The organism is Clostridium estertheticum (assembly GCF_018861295.1).
GTDB lineage: Bacteria > Bacillota > Clostridia > Clostridiales > Clostridiaceae > Clostridium_AD > Clostridium_AD estertheticum_D.
Window position 1 is genome coordinate 159,312 of record NZ_JAHLDM010000007.1, and the last position, 21,635, is coordinate 180,946.

The window sequence follows — 21,635 nt, forward strand, 5'->3', positions numbered from 1 at the left end:
ATATAGAAAGTTGGTGAAGAATTTGCAGTTTGAAGATATTTATAACCCAGTAAGTAAAGATCTACTTCTTGTTGAAAAAGAGCAAAAAGAAATATGTACAAGTTTAAGTACTAAGCATCTACAAGAAATTATAGGTTATTTTTTTAAAATTCCTGGAAAAAGACTTCGCCCTACCCTATCTTTACTCTCGGCAGGTCTTATAGATGATAATCTCCCAAAAAGTACGCGTAATCAGTTAATTAAATTTGCTACTGGTCTTGAACTTATGCATAGTGCTAGTTTAATACATGATGATGTCCTTGATAACGACACTCTCAGGCGTGGTCAAAAAACTCTAAATAAAATTTATGGTAATAAAATAGCAGTACTGGCAGGTGATGTTGTTTATTCTTTAGCATTCTCTACTCTTGCTAATTCTCTACCAAAAGAATATGAGCAAATTATAATTGAATTAACTGAAAACATGTGTACCGCTGAAATGATTCAAGCAGAAAATGAGTTACTAACTCGTGAAATTTATTTGAATATTATTAAAGGTAAAACGGCATTATTTATGTCTGTTAGTTGCAAAATTGCAGCATCCCTCTCTGGCGCAACAAAAGAACAAATAATTGGGTTAGAAGAATACGGATTAAATTTTGGAATGGCATACCAGATAATGGATGACTGTATGGATAAAGATATTTATACTAATCTAACCATTTCCGCAAAAGATGCAAAATTGTATGGAGATAAAGCAATATCGTCTCTTAAGATATTTGAAGACTCGACCTATAAAATAAGTTTAATAAATCTTGTGAACTATATTCTTAATCTTTCTCACTAAAAAGAAAAACCCATATAATGAGAATTTTAAATTTTCTAAACTAATACAATAAATATAAATTAAAGGAGATTTTAAAATGAAACTACTTAAACATAAATACTTTAACATCATATGGACAGCACTCCGTATATGGTTAGGTTACCAATGGATTTCTGCAGGTCTTGAAAAGGTTACTGGAGGTGGTTGGATTGGCAGCACTGCCGGCACTGCTATAACCGGATTTTTAAAAGCTGCATTAGTTAAAGCAACCGGCGCTCACCCAGCAGTTCAGTCATGGTATGCAGACTTTATCAAAAATATAGCGCTGCCAAATGCAGTAACACTTAGTTATCTAGTTGCATTTGGTGAGCTTCTTGTTGGTATTAGCTTAATCCTAGGTGCTCTTACAGTTGTCGGTCTTATCGCTGGTGCGCTTATGAACCTAAATTATATGTTAGCTGGCACTACTAGTACAAATCCAAATATGTATACAATAGCATTCATACTCTTATTTGTTGGAGCTAATGCCTATACTATTGGGCTTGACCACTTTATTTTACCCATTCTTAAAAATATCTTTACAAAAAAATCAGATTCCAATCTAATCTCATCATAAAATAATTTTCTCAAAAGCGAAAGGGGTTCAATAAACATGAAATTAAAAACATTAAAAAACTTTGTATTTACATTAATATTGGTCTTATCAGTTTCACCCTTAGCATTTGCATCTACAACTGGTACCCAAATAAATAAAGTGGTTGATGGTGTAAAAGCTTCCTTAACCTTTACAAATGAAAAATTGAAACCAGGAAAGAATGAATTTACAATCTCCTTACTTGATAAAAACGAGAAACCTTTAACTAACTCTAATTTAAAAATCACTGTAGCTATGGACAACTCTACTGATATGAAAGGCATGAGTGGTATGACAGCGGAAAATACACCCATGATTATAGATTTAAAAGAAGGTTCTAAAAAAGGCGAATATACAGGAATGGTAGACTTCAAAAGTAAGGGTCAATGGATTATTAAATCTACTTTTGATGCAAATGGACAAGCAAAGAACATTGACCTTGGTGTTAATGTGCAAAGTGCAGGCCCTAACTTTCTTATACTTGGTGTATTTGCAGGAGTAGTTGTGCTGATTTTAGTTATAGCTGCTATAAATAAGAAAAAATCTATTAAATCATAGAAATGGAGGCCTGATACTAATGTCAGATATAAAAAAACAAACAGATTTTTTAAAAAATAAAACTTTAAAAAAATTTATCAAAAGCAAATGGTATCCCGGTATATTTCAGTGGCCAGTTGCACTAGTTTTTGCCTTTATAGTCTATGAATTAATAGTTGGTCCAAGCGACGCTCACGATAACTTTGGTACTGCTGGAACCTGGGTATTATGGTGGCCGCTACTGCCTATCCTTCTACTACTTTTCGGTAGATTTTGGTGCATTGTATGCCCTTTTGGACTTCTAAATGATGTAGTTCAGAAATTTGTAGGCAATAACAAACCTGTACCAAAATTTCTAAGAAAATATGGTATTTGGATTATTGATATAACTTTTCTTATGATTACCTGGAGTGATCATGTTTGGGGTGTAGTTGAGAACCCTCGTGGTTCAGGAATATTGCTTTTAATGATAACTACCGCAGTAATATTTTCTGGTGCACTCTTTGAGAGAAGGACTTGGTGCAGATACTTATGTTTTCTTGGTGGATTATCTGGTAATTATTCAAGAGCTGGTATGGTTGAACTACGAGGGACTACCGAAGTATGTAAAAACTGCAAAACATCAACCTGTTACAAAGGAACAACTGAAGTTCCCGGCTGTCCTATGTTTGAGTTTCCTAAAACCATGGCTAGTAGTGCAGAATGTAATCTATGTGGCAACTGTGTAAAAAATTGTCCTAACGACTCTATTAGAATAAGTCCTCGTACACCTACTAAAGAATTATGGGATATTAAAAAACCAAAAATAGAAGTTGCATTTTTGGCCATCGTAATTATGGGTATTGTGTTTGTTCAAAACATAACCATGCTAAACATATGGGGTGAATTATTACATTCTCTTGAAAATATACTAGGAACAACTAACTATTATATAACATTTACTGTAACTTTTTTTATAGCTATGTTAATTCCTGTTGTATTACTCCTTTTAACAGGTCTTATTGCTAAAAAATTTAACAAAGCTTCGATCATGGAAAATTTCTCAAGATTTGGATATGCTGTTATACCGTTAGACTTAGCAGGACATATAGCTCATAACCTATTTCACTTATTAGCAGAGGGCAAATCTGTAATTTATACTGCAATGGAGCTTTTCGGAATGTCATCTCATGGCGCTTCAACTGCACTACTTTCTAGCCCAACTATACAAGTCCTTCAATATATTATTATTGTACTTGGTACTATAGGTTCAATATACACCGCTTATAGAATTGCAAAAAGCAGTCAAAATAAAGAAACACTTTTAGGAACATCTATAGTTTATACAATTCTAATGGTATTACTTGCAGTAGCTAACATAGTATTATTTTCTATTCCAATGGCAATGCGTATGTAACAACTAAAATGGTAAAAGGAGAGTATCTATGATTAGTGGCAATATCAAAACATGGTTAAGATCTATAAGACCTTTTTCCTTCACTGGTTCTGTAATTCCAGTTACAATAGGCGCAATACTCGCAATTAAACAAAATAATTTTCAATTTGGGTATTTTATACTCTCTGTTGTTGCTATTTTGTTATTACACACTGCTGTTAATTTACTAAGCGATCATGATGATTATGAAAATAAAGTTGATACAAAAGATTCCTATGGTTCAAGCGGTGTTATTCTGGAGAATTTATTATCTTCCAAACAGATTCTTCGCTCTGGAATGCTTTGCTTAATACTTGGAAGTCTTATAGGATTATTTTTATCCTATGAAAAGGGTGTATTTGTATTAATATTGGGACTTACAGGTGCCCTGGGCGGGTACTCCTATACAGGAAAACCTCTGATGCTAAAATATAAGGGGCTTGGAGCTCCGCTAGTATTTCTTTTATTTGGTCCTTTAATGGTAATTGGTTCTTATTATGTTCAAATGCAAGACATTAGTGCTGATGCCCTTCTGATTTCAATTCCAGTAGGCCTTTTAACTACAGCTATATTACACGCGAATGACATTCGCGATATAATTCACGACAAAAAAGCAGGCATAAAAACTTTATCAATGTTGGTTGGCAAAAATAATGCAAAGAAAATTTATTATGGGATGCTTATTTTATCATATGTATCCCTTATAATTATGATTTCCTTCGGAGTCCTTCCACTACTTAGTCTGCTTTGTTTAATTACATTACCTATAGCCTTTTCAAATTCAAAAACATTATATAATTCCGATGTTTCGATTTCTGGATTAATAATCCTTGATAAGTCTACAGGAAAACTTCAAGCTCAGTTTGGAATTTTACTAATATTTTCTATACTATTGAGCTTCCTATTATAATAAAAGGAGGAAAAGACTTGAGCAAAACAAATTCTAAATATACTATCTTTACATTAATTGTAGCAACAATTCTTTGGTATTTACTTTTTGTAATAAAACCAATGAATTTTTGGTTAGAAATGAGTCTGTCAATTTCAGCATTAGTTTTAATGGCATTCATTTTTAACAAAGATATTTTTAAGCTTGGTAAATTGACCATAAGGCATATTCTAATTGGAATTTTTTCAGCTATAGCACTTTATATAATATTCTATTTAGGAAATATTGTATCAGGTTTCATATTTCCTTTTAAAGATTCCCAGGTATTATCCGTTTACAGTAATAGGTCTAATGGAAACTTAATTTGGATAGGATTACTCCTTTTATTTATAATTGGCCCAGGCGAAGAAATATATTGGAGAGGTTTTATACAAAATACCCTATCAAAAAAAATTGGTGAGACCAAAGGATATGTAATCTCAGTTCTATTGTATGCTGGTGTTCACATAATTACAGTCAATGTGATGCTTGTAATAGCAGCTTTAGTATGTGGCGTATTTTGGGGATGGCTTTATAAAAAAGAAAAAAGCTTACTTCCAGTAATTATATCCCATGCAATTTGGGACTTAACAATTTTCGTAATATTCCCCTTGATATAAGGAGGTATAATAATGAAACAAGTGGCTATAAATATACACGATGTATTTTCATCAATTGCTACTAAATATGATAGATTAAACACAATATTAACTCTAAACACAGATAAAATTTGGAGAAAAAAGGCTATAAAACTATGCGCCGTTAAAGAAAATGATAAAGTATTAGATTTATGCTGCGGTACTGGCAAAATGATAGAACTTGAATGTAAAGCTGTTGGTGTATATACCGAAGTAATAGGTCTAGACTTTAATAAAGCAATGATTGATGTAGGTTATAAAAAGCTTAACAAATCACTAAAGAATTATAAATTCAACTTAATACAAGGGGATGTTATTAATCTACCCTTTGAGGATAATACCTTTAATATAATCACAATAGCCTTTGGTCTACGAAATATACCTGATAAAACAAAGGCTATTTCAGAAATATATAGAGTTTTGAAACCAGGTGGGAAAGTGGTTTGCTTAGAATTATCTAAGCCTGAACTGCCTATTTTTAGAAATATATATAATTTATATTTCAACTTCGTGCTACCTATTATTGGCTATTTAGGTACCCAAGATAAAGCTGCTTATTACTATTTAAGGGATTCAGTAAATGGCTTTATGACTAAGATACAACTTAGAGATGAATTTGAACACATCGGTTTTGGCAATACAGAGTTTAAATCTCTAACACTAGGGATAGCATCACTACATTATGGCATTAAGCCCTTATAAAAATAATCTTTCTTTTAAAATCAATAACATCTTTATAAAATCTACACAACTATCTCGTATAATTTTAATTATAGATTCAGATTCTCTAAGTTATATTAAAAGATTTTAGGAGGTGGAAATGTGGGTGTTAAAAGAGAAAAAATAAAAGTCTTCGGCATGACATGTACATCCTGTCAATCAAGAGTGGAAAGAGCAGTTACAAAACTCACTGGTGTTAAAAATGCTATGGCGAGTTTCAGTACTCAATCTCTAACTGTGGAATATGATACTAATCTCTGCAATCTCGAAAAAATTAGAACCGCTATAGATCTAGCTGGTTATAGTACAAAAGATGGAAGCCGTTCTAAAATAGCAGGCATATTTATAATCGTAGCGGCAATTATATTAATTGGCAATTCATCAAGTGGACTTGACATGACATCTAAACTAAACGGTGCTACATATTTTGTTCTATTCATTGTTGGGGTTCTTACCTCAATACATTGCGTTGGTATGTGTGGTGGAATAATGTTATCGCAAAGCATAACAAAAGATAGCAAAAGTAAATTTGATTCTGTAAGACCTGCCCTTCTATACAATGCAGGAAGAGTTCTATCCTATACAATAATCGGTGGAATAGTTGGTGCTCTAGGTTCAGTACTTTCACTATCCATAACCGCAAAAGCTGGGCTTCAAATATTTGCAGGTATGTTTATGATAATAATGGGCCTTAATATGAGTGGCTTTAGCTTATTTAGAAAACTTAGCTTCAAATTGCCGTGGTCCGCTTGCTCAATTAAGAAAACACCAAAAACCCCTTTTTTAATTGGTGTTTTAAATGGGCTTATGCCCTGTGGACCGCTTCAAACAATGCAACTATATGCCCTAGGAACTGGAAGTGCTTTTAATGGTGCTATGTCTATGCTACTATTTTCTCTTGGCACAGTACCTTTAATGTTGACCTTTGGAGCATTATCAGGTTTAATTACTAAAGGATATACAAAGACTCTTTTAAGATTCAGTGGAATACTAGTTGTAGTTTTAGGTATTGTAATGGGAACTCGTGGACTAACACTCGCTGGTATAAACGTGCCGACCACAACTACATTAGCCGCTAGCTTATCTGGTAGTAAAACAGCAACATCATCGTCAAAGGCCAATAAACCAGTAATTGAAAATGGAGTTCAAATAATTAGAATGACAGCAGACGATAATGGATATACTCCAAATGGTCTATATGTCCAAAAAAATATGCCTGTAAAATGGATAATTGATGGCAAAGCATTAAATTCCTGCAATGGGCAAATTGTTATACCTTCCTTAAACATTCAAAAGAATTTACAAGCTGGCGATAATATAATTGAATTCACACCAAAAGATAATGATATAAGCTTCAGTTGTGGAATGGGTATGATTCGTGGGGTAATTAAAGTTGTTGATAATATAAATACCGTTAATACCTCAAAACCTGATTCTTCTATTCCAACCCCATCTAGCGGTATGCCTTGCTGTAAATAACTAACTATTTAAAGCATTTAATAAAAAGGTTCAAGTATTACATTTTATGTAATACTTGAACCTTTTATAATTTAAATTTTACTATTTAATCTATGCTTTTTCTATTTTTACAACATCATACCCGGCATCTTCAATAGCTGCCTTTATAACATCATCTGTAATATTATCACCGATTTCAGTAATAGCAAGTTTACTTTCAAGATTTACCTCTACGTCTTTTGCTCCAATCTCCTTTAGTGCCTCGCTAACATGGTTTACGCAATGTCCACAACTCATACCTTCGACATATATTTTCTTTTTCATTTTTATTTCTCCTTTCCAATTTTAATTTCTCATATATTGAGAACCTTTATCTTAATGGCTTAAACCCTTTTAAGCGTAATGCATTTGTTAATACTGAAACTGAACTAAAACTCATTGCAAGGGCCGCGATAATTGGATTTAAAAGCGGTCCACCAAATAAATGTAGCACTCCCATTGCAACTGGTATTCCTAGAATATTATATCCAAAAGCCCAAAATAGATTTTGCTTGATATTTGTTATAGTTTTCTTACTTAGCTGAATAGCTGTAGGTACGTCCATTAAATCACTTCTCATAAGTACGATATCTGCAGACTCCATTGCAACATCGGTTCCAGATCCTATAGCAATACCGATATCCGCTTGTGCAAGTGCTGGTGCATCATTTATCCCATCACCAACCATAGCAACCTTTTTCCCTTCTGCTTGTAGTTTTTTAACCTCATTTGCCTTATCTTCTGGTAATACTTCAGCAAGTATTGTATCTATCCCAACCTGCCTTGCTATTGCTTCTGCCGTTCTTTTATTATCACCAGTTATCATCGCAACCTGTATTCCCATACTATGAAGTCTTTCTATAGCTTTTTTACTGTTTTCTTTAACTGTGTCGGCTACTGCAATTATGCCACTTAGCTTACCTTCGATAGCTATAAACATAGGTGTCTTTCCTTCTCCCGCAAGTTTATCTGATGTTTTCTCTAAATCTAATAAAGAAACATTACTCTCATCCATAAGTTTTTTGTTCCCAAGTAATATTTTTTTACCATCTATAGTTACATCTATTCCTAAACCTGGAATAGCATTAAATTTTTCTGTCCTTTTGAAATCTAGTTTTCTTTCCTCTGCTTCTTTTACTATTGCTTCACCAAGTGGATGTTCTGAACCTTTTTCTGCAGTAGCCGCTATTACTAATAAATAGTCCTCATCAACATCAGCTACCGTAACTATATCTGTTACTTTTGGTTTCCCCTCAGTTAAAGTTCCAGTTTTATCGAATACAATAGTTTGAATTTTATGTGCTGTTTCAAGAGCCACACCACTTTTTATAAGCACCCCATATTCTGCACCTTTTCCTGTTCCAACCATTATAGCCGTTGGTGTTGCAAGTCCAAGTGCACAAGGACAAGCAATTACAAGCACTGAAATAAATATTGTTAGTGAAAATACTCCCGTTTGACCAGCTATTAGCCAAGATAAAGACGATATTAACGCAAGTCCTATAACCACTGGAACAAAATAGCCAGATATAATATCTGCCATTTTAGCTATTGGCGCTTTTGATCCTTGAGCATTTTCAACTAATGTAATAATTTGTGCAAGAGCTGTATCTTTACCAACCTTAGTTGCCTTAAATTTAATAGAACCATTTTTATTTATGCTTGCTCCAATTATTTTGTGTCCAAGGCTTTTCTCAACCGGCATACTCTCGCCTGTTAGCATTGACTCATCTACAGATGTAGTTCCGAAAACAACTTCACCATCCACAGGCATTTTTTCTCCAGGTTTTACAACAACTATATCTCCAACTTCTACTTCATCAATTGGAATTTCAACTTCTTTATCCAGTCTAATTATAATTGCAGTTTTGGGCTGAAGTCCCATAAGCTTTTTAATTGCCTCGGATGTCTTTCCTTTTGTTACTGATTCTAAATACTTTCCTAGAGTTATAAGAGTTAATATTATACCTGCCGATTCAAAATACATCTCATAACCAGTATTACCAATGAATATTTCATAAACTGCAAATATACTATATAAAAATGCAGCCGATGCTCCCATAGATATTAACGAATCCATATTAGGACTTAACCGTGCTAAAGACTTGAATCCCACTATGAAATATCTTCTACCTGTTATCATTATGGGAATAACAAGTATTAATTGTAGAGCAGCATACGCTTTAAGATGCATCATAGGATCAATAACACCTGGCAACATCATATTCATTTTCATAGCAATCATTGGTACCATTGCAACTAGTAATAACGGCACTCCAAATATAGCAGATATTAAAAATCTATTCCATAATGCCTTTATATCCTTTTCTTTTTTCTCTTTATCAAGATCTACATTGTTTTCTTCCTCAAGAGCCTTATATCCGCCTTTTGCTATAGCCTTCTTTATATCCGAAGTTTTAACTAAGGATGGCTCAAAAGAAATCGTTAGTTTTTCAGTAGCATAATTTACATTTGATTCTATAACTCCATTAAGTTTTCTAGTTATTCTTTCTATATTTTTTGCACAAGATGCACAACTCATTCCCTCAAGTTTTAATGTTTTATTAGTTGTCTGGGCTAATAATTTATATCCCGCCTTATCAACAACATTTTGTATATCAGATAATTTAATCAAAGAATCATCATAAACTATCTTTAATTTTTCTGTTGCAATATTCACACTTGACTCAGAAATCCCTGGCAATTTTTTAGTTACTCTTTCAATTGCTTTTGCACATGCCCCGCAGGTCATTCCCTCTACTTTCAATGACTTAGTTACCATATAATTCGCCTCCTTATTCCATATATTCTATTTACCAATTATTTTTGATAAAAGACCTATAATTTCATCTATCTTCTCACTGCCTTTGTCATGCTCAAAGGCTTCCATAACACAGTGATTCATGTGCTGTTTTAAAATCAATAAATTAGCTTTCTTTAGGAGTGATTGTGCAGCAATAATTTGATTTGACACATCTACACAATACCTCCCATCTTCTATCATTTTGATAGTTGCTTCAATTTGTCCTTTTGATATTTTTAAAATTTTCATAGCTTCTTTTTGCTCATTATTCATTATTTATCCTCTTTCATACCCTACCCCCTAGGTGGGGGGGTATAAATACATATTAATACTAAAAAAAAGATATGTCAACTTCTTTAAAAAATCTAAGACAAAAGATTATAATAGCTATTTTTAATACCAAAAATTAATGCCTCCTCTATCCGGAGGGGCATCACACTAATATTTTTACTTTAATTACATGTTACCACTTCTTTATGTAGGTTTTATGAAGAAATTGTCACTTTAGAATTTATTTTACCCTTCTAGCAGTTACATAATCATTTCTTCCCAAAGCTGAAATTTTAATTACATCTCCTGTACGAGGAGCATGTATATAATTATTATCCCCAATGTACATACCCATATGATGAGGATTAGCAAAACTTCCAAAGAACACCAAATCTCCTGGCTGAAGCTTATCCCTTGATACCTCTACACCATCATTTATCTGATCAAATGTAGTTCTTCCTACAGATATCCCAAAATGTGCATATACATATTGGGTGAATCCTGAGCAATCAAATCCTGAAGGTGTTGTTCCACCCCATAAATATGGTGTTCCAAGAAAATTAGAAGCGTAGGCTATTATAGCCCCTTGTGATACTGTTGCTCCGCCCCTTGAAGGCGTATATGTAGGCACTGATTTTTTTAATTCGCTTATTTTCGTTAGACTTTTATTTACTGAAACTTGAGGCTCAATTATCTGCGCCGAAATATTAGTACCTTTTGATTCAGCGTTCAATTTATTCTGTAATTCTTTAGCAACAATTTCCTTGCTCTTCAATTGCGTTATTAATTTGCTTTGTGACTCCTTAGTAACCATTATCTTATCAATCTTCTGCTTATTTTCTACTTGCAAACTCAGCAATGATTCCTTTGTATTCTTCAAATTTTTCTGTTTTTCACTTAATTCCTTTTGAGCTACTTCAAACCTAACCATTAGTTTTTTATCAAATTCTACAACGGTTTTTATGTTATCTACTCTTGATATAAAATCTCCAAAACTCTCTGAATCCAGTATAATACTCAAATATCCATCGGATCCATTTATGTACATAACTCTCATTCTACTATTAAACAATCCCTGTTCTTTCTGTGATTCCCTTGCAACCTTTTTAACCTCCACTGCGGCAACTTCAATTGACTTTTCAGTTTCAGATATTTTTCTTTTATTTTCTTCCGTCTTAATCATAATCTTTTCAATTTCATTATCAAACTCTTCTATTTTCGTTTCAACTTGTTCTCTCTCGGTCTGAATTCTAGTTAGTGAATCTTTCTGCTGTTGTAACTTCTCATTTACTGGGGCTGCTAGTACTATTACATTTGAAGTTAAAACAAAAATTATTACAACTGCTAGGCTTCTCAGGACTGTCTTCATTATTACATCTCCTCATTTGTTTATACTTTATAAAATACAAAATAAATATATCAAAAACTTATGTGTTTATTATGAAGATTGTCGATTTTTATATTTTTTTGTATTATGTCTTTATATTCTTATAATAATAAAAGTCATGTCAACCAAGAAGCACTTAATGCATTATTGAAACAAAGATCTTGCCTACTATTATTCCAAGGACTGTGCCACTTGCAGATAATCTCCCCCGCCAAAGTCCAATGGATTCAGGTATTATCTCTTTGCAGACAGTATATAATATTAAACCAGCAGCAAATGATAAGCTAATGGAAATAATTATAGGCGATACACTATTTAAAATCCCTCCCATTAAAGCCCCTATACCCATTGGTATGGAAGTAAATACTGAAAAAAGTATTATTATATATATTTTAGCACCCCCTTCTTTAAGATACATGCCTAAAGTTAGTCCTTCTGGTATTCCATGAAGGAGTAGAGCAATTGCTAACTGTAATCCTCTGGTATAGGAAATATTTAAGAGTGAACCTAATGCAATTCCAGCGGGTATATTATGTATTCCTGAACCTATCGCCATAAAAAGAGCTACTTTTAAATATCTCTGTTTTTCACCATCTGGATTTCCGAAATTAAGATAACTAACACCACTATCAATCAATAGTGCAGTAATAAGTCCAATAAATATACCAATTGTTGCGATATATACATTACCATTTTCAAATGCTTCTGGTATTAAATCGAAGCAAATTATAGCAAGCATAAGTCCTCCAAGAAATCCCAAAACAGTACCTTTAAATCTTCTCCCATTATCTGTAGTAATAAAACAAAGTAGTATTCCAATCATCGTTCCAATCCATGCAGTAAAAAAACCTATATTACTTATATGAACAAGCAAATTAAAATTATTAAGCATTAATAAAGTCCCCCATTTTTAAAAATAATACCATATTTAATTCTATGCTATATAAGAGATAAGTTAGAATATATGGTAATCTTTTTTAAAATGCACTAAGTACTTTTGATATTAATTTAAATAAATAATTAATTCCATGTAAAGCATTACCACTATTGTAAAATTTCTATAATAGTTTTAATATTATACATGTAATATATAATATTAATTGTAAAAAAGGAGCAACTACTATGATCTCAAACACTGTTAAAAACACTAGAAATAAAAAGGCGACAAAACCGTTATCTATAGCGGGGGTAGTCCTGGTTCTATTTGTACTACAAAGTCTTCTTATTCATAATGCTATTTCAAAATATAAATTAAAAATATATCCACAAGTATGGATAGAAGATACGAATATAGGTGGAAAAACTAAAACGGAAGCTAAAAATGCTATCATTCAAAAACACAATAATAGCATTGCTAAAAAAAATATAACAATAAAAATTAATAATAAACAATATACTATTGCTTTATCTAAACTTGATATGAAATATGATTATGGTCTTGCAGTTGATAAAGCTTATGATATTGGAAAAGAAGGTAATTCACTAAAAAAATATTTTGCTATAACCTCTCCTGGCAAGAAAAATATTACACTTAATCATACATACAACTATGATATTGTAGATACAGTTCTTAAGGATATTATTAAAGATAATAATAAGAAGGCTGTAGATGCCACTATTATCAGAAATAATTTAGGAGATTTAATTGTAACTAAAGAAGAGTATGGTCATAGTATAGATTCTGCTAGTCTAAAAAAGGAAATAAAAACTAAAGTTGAAAATATAAAACAAGAACAAAATTTACTAATAGAGTCTAAATTAATAAACATTGAACCTAAGATTAAAAAAAACAATTTAGAAGGCATAAATACTTTAATATCTAGTTCTACCACTAACTTTGGCAATTCAAGTGAAAGTCGGTCAGAAAATATTCGAGTAGCTTCTAATTCTATAAACGGGCATATAGTTATGCCTGGTGATATTTTTAGCTTTAATGATGTAGTGGGTGAAAGATCTGCTAAAAAAGGCTATAAGCTAGCAAAAGGAATTGTAAATGACAAAGTTGTAGATGACTTAGGTGGTGGAGTGTGCCAAGTCTCAACTACACTTTATAATGCAATACTTAGAACAAATATTGCCTCTGTGGAAAGATATCATCATAGTTTGCCTTGCAGCTATATAGGGAAAGGTCTTGATGCTACAGTTTCTTTTGGACTTCTTGATTATAAATTTAAGAATACATATTCTTATCCTATTTTTATAGAATCTGGAATCCAAAATGAAAGTCTAACATTTAATGTGTACTCAAATGCAAGTCTTAGCAATAAAAAATATAACATTTATAATAAAGTGACAGGTAACCACGTAAATGTATTTAGAATCACGTATGAAAACGGTAATAAGTTATCAAAAGTTTTGCTTTATACTGATAAGATTTCATAGATGCTTTCCTCTACTTACTTTCCTAATATTTTTTTAATAAATACAGTTACTAGTTCAGGATCGAATTGATGACCTGCGTTTTTTTGTAATTCTTTTATGATATTCTCCATTGATAATGCACTTCGATAACATCTATCTCTACTCATTGAATCATATGCATCTGCTATATTTATAATTCTTGATGCAATTGGTATCTCTGCTCCTTTTAATCCTTTTGGATATCCTAATCCATCCCATCTTTCATGGTGATATAATATGTATATCGCCATGTTGGACATACCATTTACTGTATTCAGCATTCTATAACCTATTTCACAGTGGCTCTTAATTTTCTTCCATTCATCGCTTGTGAGTTTGCCTGTTTTATTAAGTACATTTTCATGTATTGCAATTTTACCTATATTATGGAGTAATCCAACTTCCTTGAGCTCATTGACCTCATATTTAGACAAATCAAGGGCTTCTCCCATTTTTCCGCATAACTTCGAAACCTCATGAGAATGTTTTTCTTCTTCTTTGTTTTCCTCATATAAGGTATTTATTATCGCCTTAATTGTTTTCACTTTCATAATTGGTCCCTCAAAAAGTTTATTATTATACATATTATTTTCTGCATTTATTAATATTTCTTCAGTTTTTTCTTCTTTATTATTCTTTGTTTGATACCCAAAAGAAACAGAGATATCAACGAACCCAACTTTTTCATCCAATGACAAAGTTTTTATTCGTTTTATAATTTTCTCTGCTACAAAAGCATCCGTTTTAGGCAATATAATAACAAACTCATCTCCTCCAAACCTAGCAATAATATCATCAGCCCTACATCCCATGCTTATTATCTTTGCTACTTTTTTAAGAAGCTTATCACCCACGACATGTCCAAAGGAATCATTAATAAATTTTAACCCATTTACATCCCCCATAACAATCGTCATAGGAAGGTTCCTTTCCGTATCAAGTCTTGTTAATTCTTCTTCATAAAACCTACGATTATATAACCCCGTTAACTGATCATGATAACTTAGATAACAACTTTCTTTCTCCTTTCTTTTACGTTCCGTTATATCAATGGTTCTACATTCAATATATTTTTGTCCATTTAAACATAAAGCAAATGCTTTAAAATACACGGATACTATTGTACCATCATTCTTTTGCAGTTCTGCATCAACAACAGCGAATCCATCGTCTCTAGCCCTAGTAATACAATCCATGATTGCTCTATAGCTTTTTTCATCACCCTTATACCAATCCAAAAGACTCATTTTAGATAATTCTTCGGACGAGTAACCTGTTATATCCTGAAATTTTTCATTCCACCTCACTAATCTTCCTTGCTGATCATAAATATAGTGCATATCTGGTCCACTATAAAATATTGCTTCCTCTATAGTTCTTTCATGTTGTACATCCTCTTTCCTTAGCCCTTCAATTTCAGATAATTGGCTCATTTTATTTTCCTCCATTTTATCTTTCTCAAAGCAATTAGCATTCTTACATTTTTTATATTAATCTTTTTATACACTATATTCACTACACTAACCAAATTCTACATATTTTAATAAAATAGCATTCATTTTAGAAATAATAAATAGCAATTTTAACACTATATTATTCAATATTCTTTTTATCATAATTTTCAGAAAATATAGTTTATGATTCAAATTAACTTGAATGAAATGTAAAAATAGGTTATAATTAAAGTACGTATTTAAAAAGAGAGGTTATTCGATGACTAAACGCTTCAAAAAATTTTACGCGAGCTTTAGTAAAGTAATTATTATAATACTTGGCGCAACACTATATTCAATCGGCTTAGAAATATTTTTAATACCTAACAACATAATTGATGGAGGTGTGGTTGGAATATCAATTATGGCAAATCATTTTATCAACGTACCACTTGGGCTACTTACTTTTATACTAAATATACCATTTTTTATAATCGGATATAAGCAAATCGGAAAAACATTTACCATAGCAACTATCTTTTCTGTAATATGCTATTCTATAGGTGTATCTATACTTAAGCCAATTCCAGGAATAACGCATGATATACTATTGGCAGCAGTTTTTGGTGGAATACTAGTTGGACTAGGAATAGGCCTCATAATGAGAAGCGGTGGATCAACCGATGGCACAGAAATCGTAGCAATAATACTTGACAAAAGAATTAAATTTTCAGTTGGAGAGATAATTATGTTCTTCAATTTCTTTATATTACTTTCAGCAGGCTTGATTTTTGGTTGGGATAGAGCTATGTATTCTCTCATAACCTATTTTATAGTAATCAAAGTTATTGACATTATCATTGAAGGTACTGATGAATCAAAAGCTGTAGTAATTATTTCAGATAAACATGAAGAAATCTCTGAGGCAATAATGGCTAGACTTGGTCGAGCAATGACTTACCTTTACGGTAAAGGCGGAAAAGAAGGCGAGTATAAAAATGTAATTTATGTTGTTGTATCTCGTTTGGAGATTTCTAAACTAAAATCTATTGTAAATGGCTTTGATGAAGATGCATTCATAACTATAGGCAGTGTCGAAACAACCGGAAAGAGTTATAAGAAAAGAGCTATTCATTAAATTATAAGTAGAACAATGATTTTAGGAGAGTGGTTTTAAATCACTCTCCTTTTTTTATTTATAAAATAATTCATCTATTAATATTTTTAAAAATAATGTAAGCTAAATTTAAGAATGTAGTTTAAATTTCATGATATAATATTTAATAAATGAAAAATATAAGGAGTGAAACTAATGAAAAGTGTTGATACTAAAGAAATATAATTGTATTTGATTTTTTTATAAAAGTATTATTAATAAAGGGTAGGTAAATTAATGAAAAAATATAAATTTAATTTGATATTAGGAGTAGCCTCTGTGGGCATTTTTATACTATTAATTATATTCACACATGGTTGGATGGATTTGATTCATCAAATGAAAAACTTACATATTCAATGGCTAATTGCGGCTATTTTCTCCATGTTTTTATATTGGGTTTGTGAAGCTAGAATCTTACAAGTAACTGTATTTCTAATGAAAAAAGATTATAAATTTAAAGAAGCATTTAAAGTCACTCTTATTGGGCAATATTTTAATTCAATAACTCCCTTTGCATCTGGCGGTCAACCAATGCAGTTATATGCACTTACTAAACAAGGAGTGGGCGCTGGCAAAGCTGGTTCAGCGCTTATGATTAAATTTATTATGTATCAAGCTATATTAACTATATATTCTCTAGTTCTTATATTTTGGAAATTAGATTTTTTTAGACGAAAAACCAGCAATTTATTTTATTTAATAGGCGTAGGTTTTTTAGTTCATGCTAGTGTAATTGTATGTTTAATTATTTTTTCCAAGTATCGTAAATTAACACACAAATTTATAATGATTTTATCTAAAATATTACGAAAGTTTAAATTTGTAAAAAATGTATCAAAATTAGAAACAAATATTAACGAAAATTTAGATCAATTCCATGATAATATGCAAATAGCAAAACATAGTAAAGGATTAATTTTTGAAGCTGTTATATATACAACATTACAGCTAACAATATATTTTATTATTCCTTATTTTATCTATCTTAGTTTTGGAATGAATGGTGCTAGCATTGGTAGTATGATAGCAGGAACTGCTTTTATAATGATGATAACAGCTGTTATACCATCACCAGGAGCAATGGGAGGCGCGGAAGGTGCTTTCTATATATGTTTTAGTTTGTTTTTTGCAGCTAGTAATATAATGGCCGGTATATTGTTATGGAGGTTAATTACTTTTTACTCCTGTATAATTTTTGGATTTTATGCACTTAAAAAAAAATAAATCATAAAAATCATTAGCCTAGGCTAATGATTTTTAATTTCTACTCTTTTATTATATAAGGCACGGTAAGAACTGCCACATTTCTATTTTTATATAATTGACTTTTTATAAAATACCCTGTCTGGTTATGAAGCAAATTATGCCACCATTTAGTAATAACAAACTGTGTTAGCACTACAGTCACTGTTTCTCCATGTTTTGAAGAACGCTCTTCTGATTGTATAAAATTCATTAATGGTTCCATTACATCCCTATATGAGGAGTGTTCTATTATTAATGGAATTCCTGGATTATACTCTTTCCACTTTCTTTTTAATTTTTGAGTAATTTCCGGATCAGTTGATACATGAAATGCAACAACATTTTGTGATAAACATTTAGCACAGTTTAATGCCTTTAGAAATGATTTATTTAATGTACCTAAAAGTATTATTACATGCTGATCATTATTTGTTAATGGCCCAACTTTGGGTCTTAAGTCATTTGTTAATCTTATTTGCTCCACTACATGAGTATAATGCTCCTTAATCTTTAGCATGAAATAAACAAGCATTGGTAATATAATACAAACAATCCAAGCACCCTGAGTAAACTTTATAATTCCTATAAGTATTACTGTAATAAAAGTTATAACAGCACCAAATCCGTTTACGGCCGCCTTAAATTTCCAACCAAGTGATTTTTCCCTTTTCCACTTTAAGAACATTCCAACCTGAGAAAGTGTAAAAGATATAAATACACCAACAGCATATAACGGTAAAAGTGCATGTGTATCACCTTTAAACACAATAATTAATATAGCAGAAGCTACAGCTAGTACTATTATTCCATTTGAAAAACTTAATCTTTTTCCTCTTTGAGAAAATTGCCTTGGAACATATCCATCATTTCCCATTAAAGAAAGTAATAATGGAAGACCTGCATAAGATGTATTAGCAGCCATTATTAATATAATTGCAGTTGTAAATTGAATAACATAAAAGAAAATATTTTTTCCGAAAACTTGCTGAGTAATTTGAGCAAGCACTGTCATATGATTAACAGGTACTGCATGATAAATTGTTGCTAAGAAAGATAATCCTACAAAAATAAAAAATACTAACCCACCCAGTAAAAGCAAAACAATTTTTGCATTTTTTTGTGATGGTTCTTGAAAATTAGGTATACCATTACTTACAGCTTCAACTCCCGTTAACCCACTACAACCTGACGCAAATGCACGAAGAAACAGAAATAGTGTAATATCACCTACTTGCTTTGGCGTTGAAAATAAAGGCTGTGGCGAATAACCAAAAATATAATGTCTAACAAGACCAGTAACAATAAGCACTACACAAGAGCCTATGAATATATATGTTGGAACTCCAAAAAGTTTAGATGATTCCTTCGTTCCTCTTAAATTACCTATTGTTATAATTAATAACATTATAAGAGCTATAGATACTTTGTACTTAAACAAAAATGGCATAGCCGATGTTATGGCAGCAGTTCCAGCACTTATACTAACAGCAACTGTAAGTACATAACCTACAGTAAGAGCTGCTCCTGCAGTAAGCCCAGGGGTTACTCCCAGATTATCCTTTGCAACTATGTATGATCCTCCACCAGATGGGTAGCTATCAATGGTTTGCATGTATGAAAAAACGAGTATGAGCAATAGCAAAACAATACATAATGCAGCATAAAACATATATCTATATGCCATAGACCCCATAACTCCAATTAACACAATTAAAATTTCCTCACCTGCATATGCAACGGAGGAAACTGCATCACTGGATAATATAGGTAGTCCCCATAAAACGTTTAATTTTTCTCCTTCTAATTCTTCTGTTTTTAATGTCTTACCTATTAATAGTTCTCTTATCTTTGAAAACATAAATGCACCTCTATAATCAAATTTATTTATACAATATTTATCTATTATATATTATTAATTCTAACAATTCAAACTATAATTAATCTATTTATGACGAAATATAGCCAAATTTATACTTCTAACGGCTGATAATTAACATTATAATTCAAATAGTGATACATGCTTAATATATATTTATTTAAAGTTACTTATTAGTCGTTTTCATGTTACTTATCTCTAAGTAAATCAAAAAAAATAGAGTACATGGTTAAGCCCATATATCCTATTCTTAATTATCTGTCTAAGTTATTTAATTTCTTTATACTATATATTTAGTTACTAATTCATTAAACTCATCCACGTTTTGTTCCATCCAAGTAGTGAAGTCTTTGTTTGAATTATCTACGGCACTTGCAAGTTCAAATAAAAATTCTGGCACATCCACTTGTTTAATATCTCCATAAATTTTACTGAGCTTTGTTTTACCTATCCCAAGGTCTCCACCAATATGTAATTCAAATACATTTGTAAGTTCATCTTGAATCTTTTTCTTTTTACCGCGGAATCCAATTGTTCCTATTTCATGTACGGAGCAAGAATTAGTGCATCCGGATATATGAACAGGAGGCAATATATCTTTTGAAAAGTTTTTTTCTTTAAAATAGCTTAAAATCTCTTTTAAAGTGGTCTGGCTTTCTAATATTCCCATTTGACAAGTAGGAACTCCAATGCAGCAAGTTGAATATTCAAGTGAAGTATTTCCACCCATTTCCTCCGTTAAGTCAAGTAATATTTGTGCTTCCTTTCCGTTCAAATTCCTAATATATAATCCTTCTGACATAGTTAATCTTATTTCTATATCGTCCATACCATCCATCTTATTCATACCATCTATCTTATTCATACCATCTATTTTATCTAATATTAGTTTTAAATGCTTTGTTCTTAATTGTCCTCCCATTGGATGAACATACACACTGTATAACCCATTTTGTTTTTGTGAAATTAGTCTTGGACTTTTTATAGAAGTTTCAATACCAGTCTTATCATAAACCTTGTTTTCTACCTTGATTTTCAAATTGCCTTTAGCCTTAACCTTCTCCAAATAACTATTATAACAATTTATGAATTTCTCGTCACCCATTCTTTCCTTAATATATCTTATACGAGCTTTTCCTTTGTTTACATAATCACCTTCATTAATAAAAAGCTCAGTTAATGCTTCAACATGATATAGAATATCCTCAGGATTTATTAATTGACCACTGGAAACAGATAATCTTGAATTATTTCCTATTCCACCACCTAAATATACTTTGAAATATTTGGTTCCATTTTCAATAACCGCTAAAAAGCCTAAATCAGTAGCAGTTACGTGTGACTCATCTTTGTCGTTACTTGAAAATGCAACTTTAAATTTTCTTGGTAGTTTATATGTATATATCTTATCTAAAAAATGTTGACCCACCGCAGTTGCATAAGGTGATATATCAAAAACCTCATTTTTTTCTACCCCCGATAGTGGTGATGCAGAAACATTTCTAGGATAATTACCGCCTGAACCCCTTACGTATAACTCTTTGTTTATACCTTCCTTCATAATATTACAAACTTCATCTATAGTAATTCCATGTAATTGCATTGCTTGACGAGTAGTTATATGTATATTTTCTACTTTATATCTATTTGCAAAGTCATAAATTTGTTTAAGATCCTTTATAGAAGCTATCCCAGCTGGCATTCTAAATCTTACCATAAAATCCTTGCCATTACGCTCGGCATATACTCCCATACCACCAGAAGCTCCTTTAAAATCCATCTTACTCATTTCACCACTTAAAAATTTATTACCAAGTGCTCTAAACCCTTCAATTTCAGAAAGAAGAATCTCATTTAAATTGTTCATTTGTATCATTCCTTTCGTATTG

18 protein-coding genes and 1 pseudogene are annotated in these 21,635 nt (G+C 31.5%); 11 read left to right on the forward strand and 8 right to left on the reverse strand.

Annotated features, from left to right (window positions below):
* Window positions 1-13: 13 nt before the first annotated feature.
* The 8 genes and pseudogenes from KPL54_RS09495 to KPL54_RS09530 all read left to right on the forward strand — a co-directional run.
* Complete coding sequence (locus KPL54_RS09495; RefSeq protein WP_375372983.1) at window positions 14-826, forward strand: polyprenyl synthetase family protein; 813 nt, start codon at window positions 14-16, stop codon at window positions 824-826.
* 76 nt (window positions 827-902) lie between these two features.
* A complete protein-coding gene (locus tag KPL54_RS09500) occupies window positions 903-1,421 on the forward strand; it encodes a DoxX family membrane protein (RefSeq protein ID WP_216106333.1) in 519 nt (172 codons plus the stop codon).
* Between the two features lie 36 nt (window positions 1,422-1,457).
* A complete protein-coding gene (locus KPL54_RS09505) occupies window positions 1,458-1,997 on the forward strand; it encodes a FixH family protein (RefSeq protein WP_216106334.1) in 540 nt (179 codons plus the stop codon).
* A gap of 19 nt (window positions 1,998-2,016) precedes the next feature.
* Window positions 2,017-3,372: a 4Fe-4S binding protein gene (locus KPL54_RS09510; RefSeq protein WP_216106335.1), complete on the forward strand. Its 1,356-nt coding sequence runs from the start codon at window positions 2,017-2,019 to the stop codon at window positions 3,370-3,372.
* Window positions 3,373-3,400: 28 nt separating this feature from the next.
* Complete coding sequence (gene menA, locus KPL54_RS09515) at window positions 3,401-4,300, forward strand: 1,4-dihydroxy-2-naphthoate octaprenyltransferase (protein WP_216106336.1); 900 nt, start codon at window positions 3,401-3,403, stop codon at window positions 4,298-4,300.
* 17 nt (window positions 4,301-4,317) lie between these two features.
* Complete coding sequence (locus KPL54_RS09520) at window positions 4,318-4,938, forward strand: CPBP family intramembrane glutamic endopeptidase (protein ID WP_253203413.1); 621 nt, start codon at window positions 4,318-4,320, stop codon at window positions 4,936-4,938.
* 12 nt (window positions 4,939-4,950) lie between these two features.
* Window positions 4,951-5,658: a bifunctional demethylmenaquinone methyltransferase/2-methoxy-6-polyprenyl-1,4-benzoquinol methylase UbiE gene (gene ubiE, locus KPL54_RS09525; RefSeq protein ID WP_216106337.1), complete on the forward strand. Its 708-nt coding sequence runs from the start codon at window positions 4,951-4,953 to the stop codon at window positions 5,656-5,658.
* Between the two features lie 120 nt (window positions 5,659-5,778).
* Window positions 5,779-7,149: pseudogene (locus KPL54_RS09530) on the forward strand (urease accessory protein UreH domain-containing protein); the annotation flags it as partial.
* Window positions 7,150-7,245: 96 nt separating this feature from the next.
* Here the strand turns inward: KPL54_RS09530 and KPL54_RS09535 are convergent.
* From KPL54_RS09535 to KPL54_RS09555, 5 genes are all read right to left on the reverse strand, one after another.
* Window positions 7,246-7,458, reverse strand: a complete 213-nt coding sequence (locus tag KPL54_RS09535; protein WP_216106339.1) for a heavy-metal-associated domain-containing protein — start codon at window positions 7,456-7,458, stop codon at window positions 7,246-7,248.
* A 46-nt stretch (window positions 7,459-7,504) separates the two neighbouring features.
* Window positions 7,505-9,955, reverse strand: coding sequence for a heavy metal translocating P-type ATPase (locus tag KPL54_RS09540; RefSeq protein WP_216106340.1), 2,451 nt, complete (start codon window positions 9,953-9,955; stop codon window positions 7,505-7,507).
* Between the two features lie 27 nt (window positions 9,956-9,982).
* Window positions 9,983-10,249, reverse strand: coding sequence for a metal-sensing transcriptional repressor (locus KPL54_RS09545; RefSeq protein WP_216106341.1), 267 nt, complete (start codon window positions 10,247-10,249; stop codon window positions 9,983-9,985).
* Window positions 10,250-10,487: 238 nt separating this feature from the next.
* Window positions 10,488-11,615, reverse strand: a complete 1,128-nt coding sequence (locus tag KPL54_RS09550) for a C40 family peptidase (protein WP_216106342.1) — start codon at window positions 11,613-11,615, stop codon at window positions 10,488-10,490.
* 154 nt (window positions 11,616-11,769) lie between these two features.
* Entirely contained in the window at window positions 11,770-12,525 is a 756-nt protein-coding gene (locus KPL54_RS09555) for a ZIP family metal transporter (protein WP_216106343.1), read from the reverse strand.
* Between the two features lie 230 nt (window positions 12,526-12,755).
* On the opposite strand from KPL54_RS09555, the gene KPL54_RS09560 reads away from it, so the two are divergent.
* Entirely contained in the window at window positions 12,756-14,015 is a 1,260-nt protein-coding gene (locus KPL54_RS09560) for a VanW family protein (protein WP_216106344.1), read from the forward strand.
* Between the two features lie 14 nt (window positions 14,016-14,029).
* Here KPL54_RS09560 and KPL54_RS09565 read toward each other — a convergent pair whose 3' ends face one another.
* Complete coding sequence (locus KPL54_RS09565; RefSeq protein WP_309245372.1) at window positions 14,030-15,481, reverse strand: HD domain-containing phosphohydrolase; 1,452 nt, start codon at window positions 15,479-15,481, stop codon at window positions 14,030-14,032.
* Between the two features lie 265 nt (window positions 15,482-15,746).
* Here KPL54_RS09565 and KPL54_RS09570 point away from each other — a divergent pair, with 265 nt between their 5' ends.
* Both KPL54_RS09570 and KPL54_RS09575 read left to right on the forward strand, forming a co-directional pair.
* Window positions 15,747-16,604: a YitT family protein gene (locus KPL54_RS09570; protein WP_216106346.1), complete on the forward strand. Its 858-nt coding sequence runs from the start codon at window positions 15,747-15,749 to the stop codon at window positions 16,602-16,604.
* Window positions 16,605-16,859: 255 nt separating this feature from the next.
* Window positions 16,860-17,849, forward strand: a complete 990-nt coding sequence (locus KPL54_RS09575) for a lysylphosphatidylglycerol synthase transmembrane domain-containing protein (RefSeq protein WP_216106347.1) — start codon at window positions 16,860-16,862, stop codon at window positions 17,847-17,849.
* Window positions 17,850-17,889: 40 nt separating this feature from the next.
* On the opposite strand, the gene KPL54_RS09580 is transcribed toward KPL54_RS09575, so the two are convergent.
* Entirely contained in the window at window positions 17,890-19,728 is a 1,839-nt protein-coding gene (locus KPL54_RS09580) for an APC family permease (protein WP_216106348.1), read from the reverse strand.
* A gap of 298 nt (window positions 19,729-20,026) precedes the next feature.
* On the reverse strand, window positions 20,027-21,613 hold the full coding sequence (locus tag KPL54_RS09585; RefSeq protein WP_216106349.1) for a nitrite/sulfite reductase: 1,587 nt from the start codon (window positions 21,611-21,613) through the stop codon (window positions 20,027-20,029).
* Between the last annotated feature and the right edge of the window lie 22 nt (window positions 21,614-21,635).

Bases quoted from the DNA above. Each gene is read 5' to 3' on its own strand.
- KPL54_RS09500 (WP_216106333.1), top strand. From the start codon at position 903: ATGAAACTACTTAAACATAAATACTTTAACATCATATGGACAGCACTC.
- KPL54_RS09505 (WP_216106334.1), top strand. From the start codon at position 1,458: ATGAAATTAAAAACATTAAAAAACTTTGTATTTACATTAATATTGGTC.
- KPL54_RS09510 (WP_216106335.1), top strand. From the start codon at position 2,017: ATGTCAGATATAAAAAAACAAACAGATTTTTTAAAAAATAAAACTTTA.
- menA (WP_216106336.1), top strand. From the start codon at position 3,401: ATGATTAGTGGCAATATCAAAACATGGTTAAGATCTATAAGACCTTTT.
- ubiE (WP_216106337.1), top strand. From the start codon at position 4,951: ATGAAACAAGTGGCTATAAATATACACGATGTATTTTCATCAATTGCT.
- KPL54_RS09535 (WP_216106339.1), bottom strand. From the start codon at position 7,458: ATGAAAAAGAAAATATATGTCGAAGGTATGAGTTGTGGACATTGCGTA.
- KPL54_RS09540 (WP_216106340.1), bottom strand. From the start codon at position 9,955: ATGGTAACTAAGTCATTGAAAGTAGAGGGAATGACCTGCGGGGCATGT.
- KPL54_RS09545 (WP_216106341.1), bottom strand. From the start codon at position 10,249: ATGAATAATGAGCAAAAAGAAGCTATGAAAATTTTAAAAATATCAAAA.
- KPL54_RS09550 (WP_216106342.1), bottom strand. From the start codon at position 11,615: ATGAAGACAGTCCTGAGAAGCCTAGCAGTTGTAATAATTTTTGTTTTA.
- KPL54_RS09555 (WP_216106343.1), bottom strand. From the start codon at position 12,525: ATGCTTAATAATTTTAATTTGCTTGTTCATATAAGTAATATAGGTTTT.
- KPL54_RS09560 (WP_216106344.1), top strand. From the start codon at position 12,756: ATGATCTCAAACACTGTTAAAAACACTAGAAATAAAAAGGCGACAAAA.
- KPL54_RS09565 (WP_309245372.1), bottom strand. From the start codon at position 15,481: ATGGAGGAAAATAAAATGAGCCAATTATCTGAAATTGAAGGGCTAAGG.
- KPL54_RS09570 (WP_216106346.1), top strand. From the start codon at position 15,747: ATGACTAAACGCTTCAAAAAATTTTACGCGAGCTTTAGTAAAGTAATT.
- KPL54_RS09575 (WP_216106347.1), top strand. From the start codon at position 16,860: ATGAAAAAATATAAATTTAATTTGATATTAGGAGTAGCCTCTGTGGGC.
- KPL54_RS09580 (WP_216106348.1), bottom strand. From the start codon at position 19,728: ATGTTTTCAAAGATAAGAGAACTATTAATAGGTAAGACATTAAAAACA.
- KPL54_RS09585 (WP_216106349.1), bottom strand. From the start codon at position 21,613: ATGAACAATTTAAATGAGATTCTTCTTTCTGAAATTGAAGGGTTTAGA.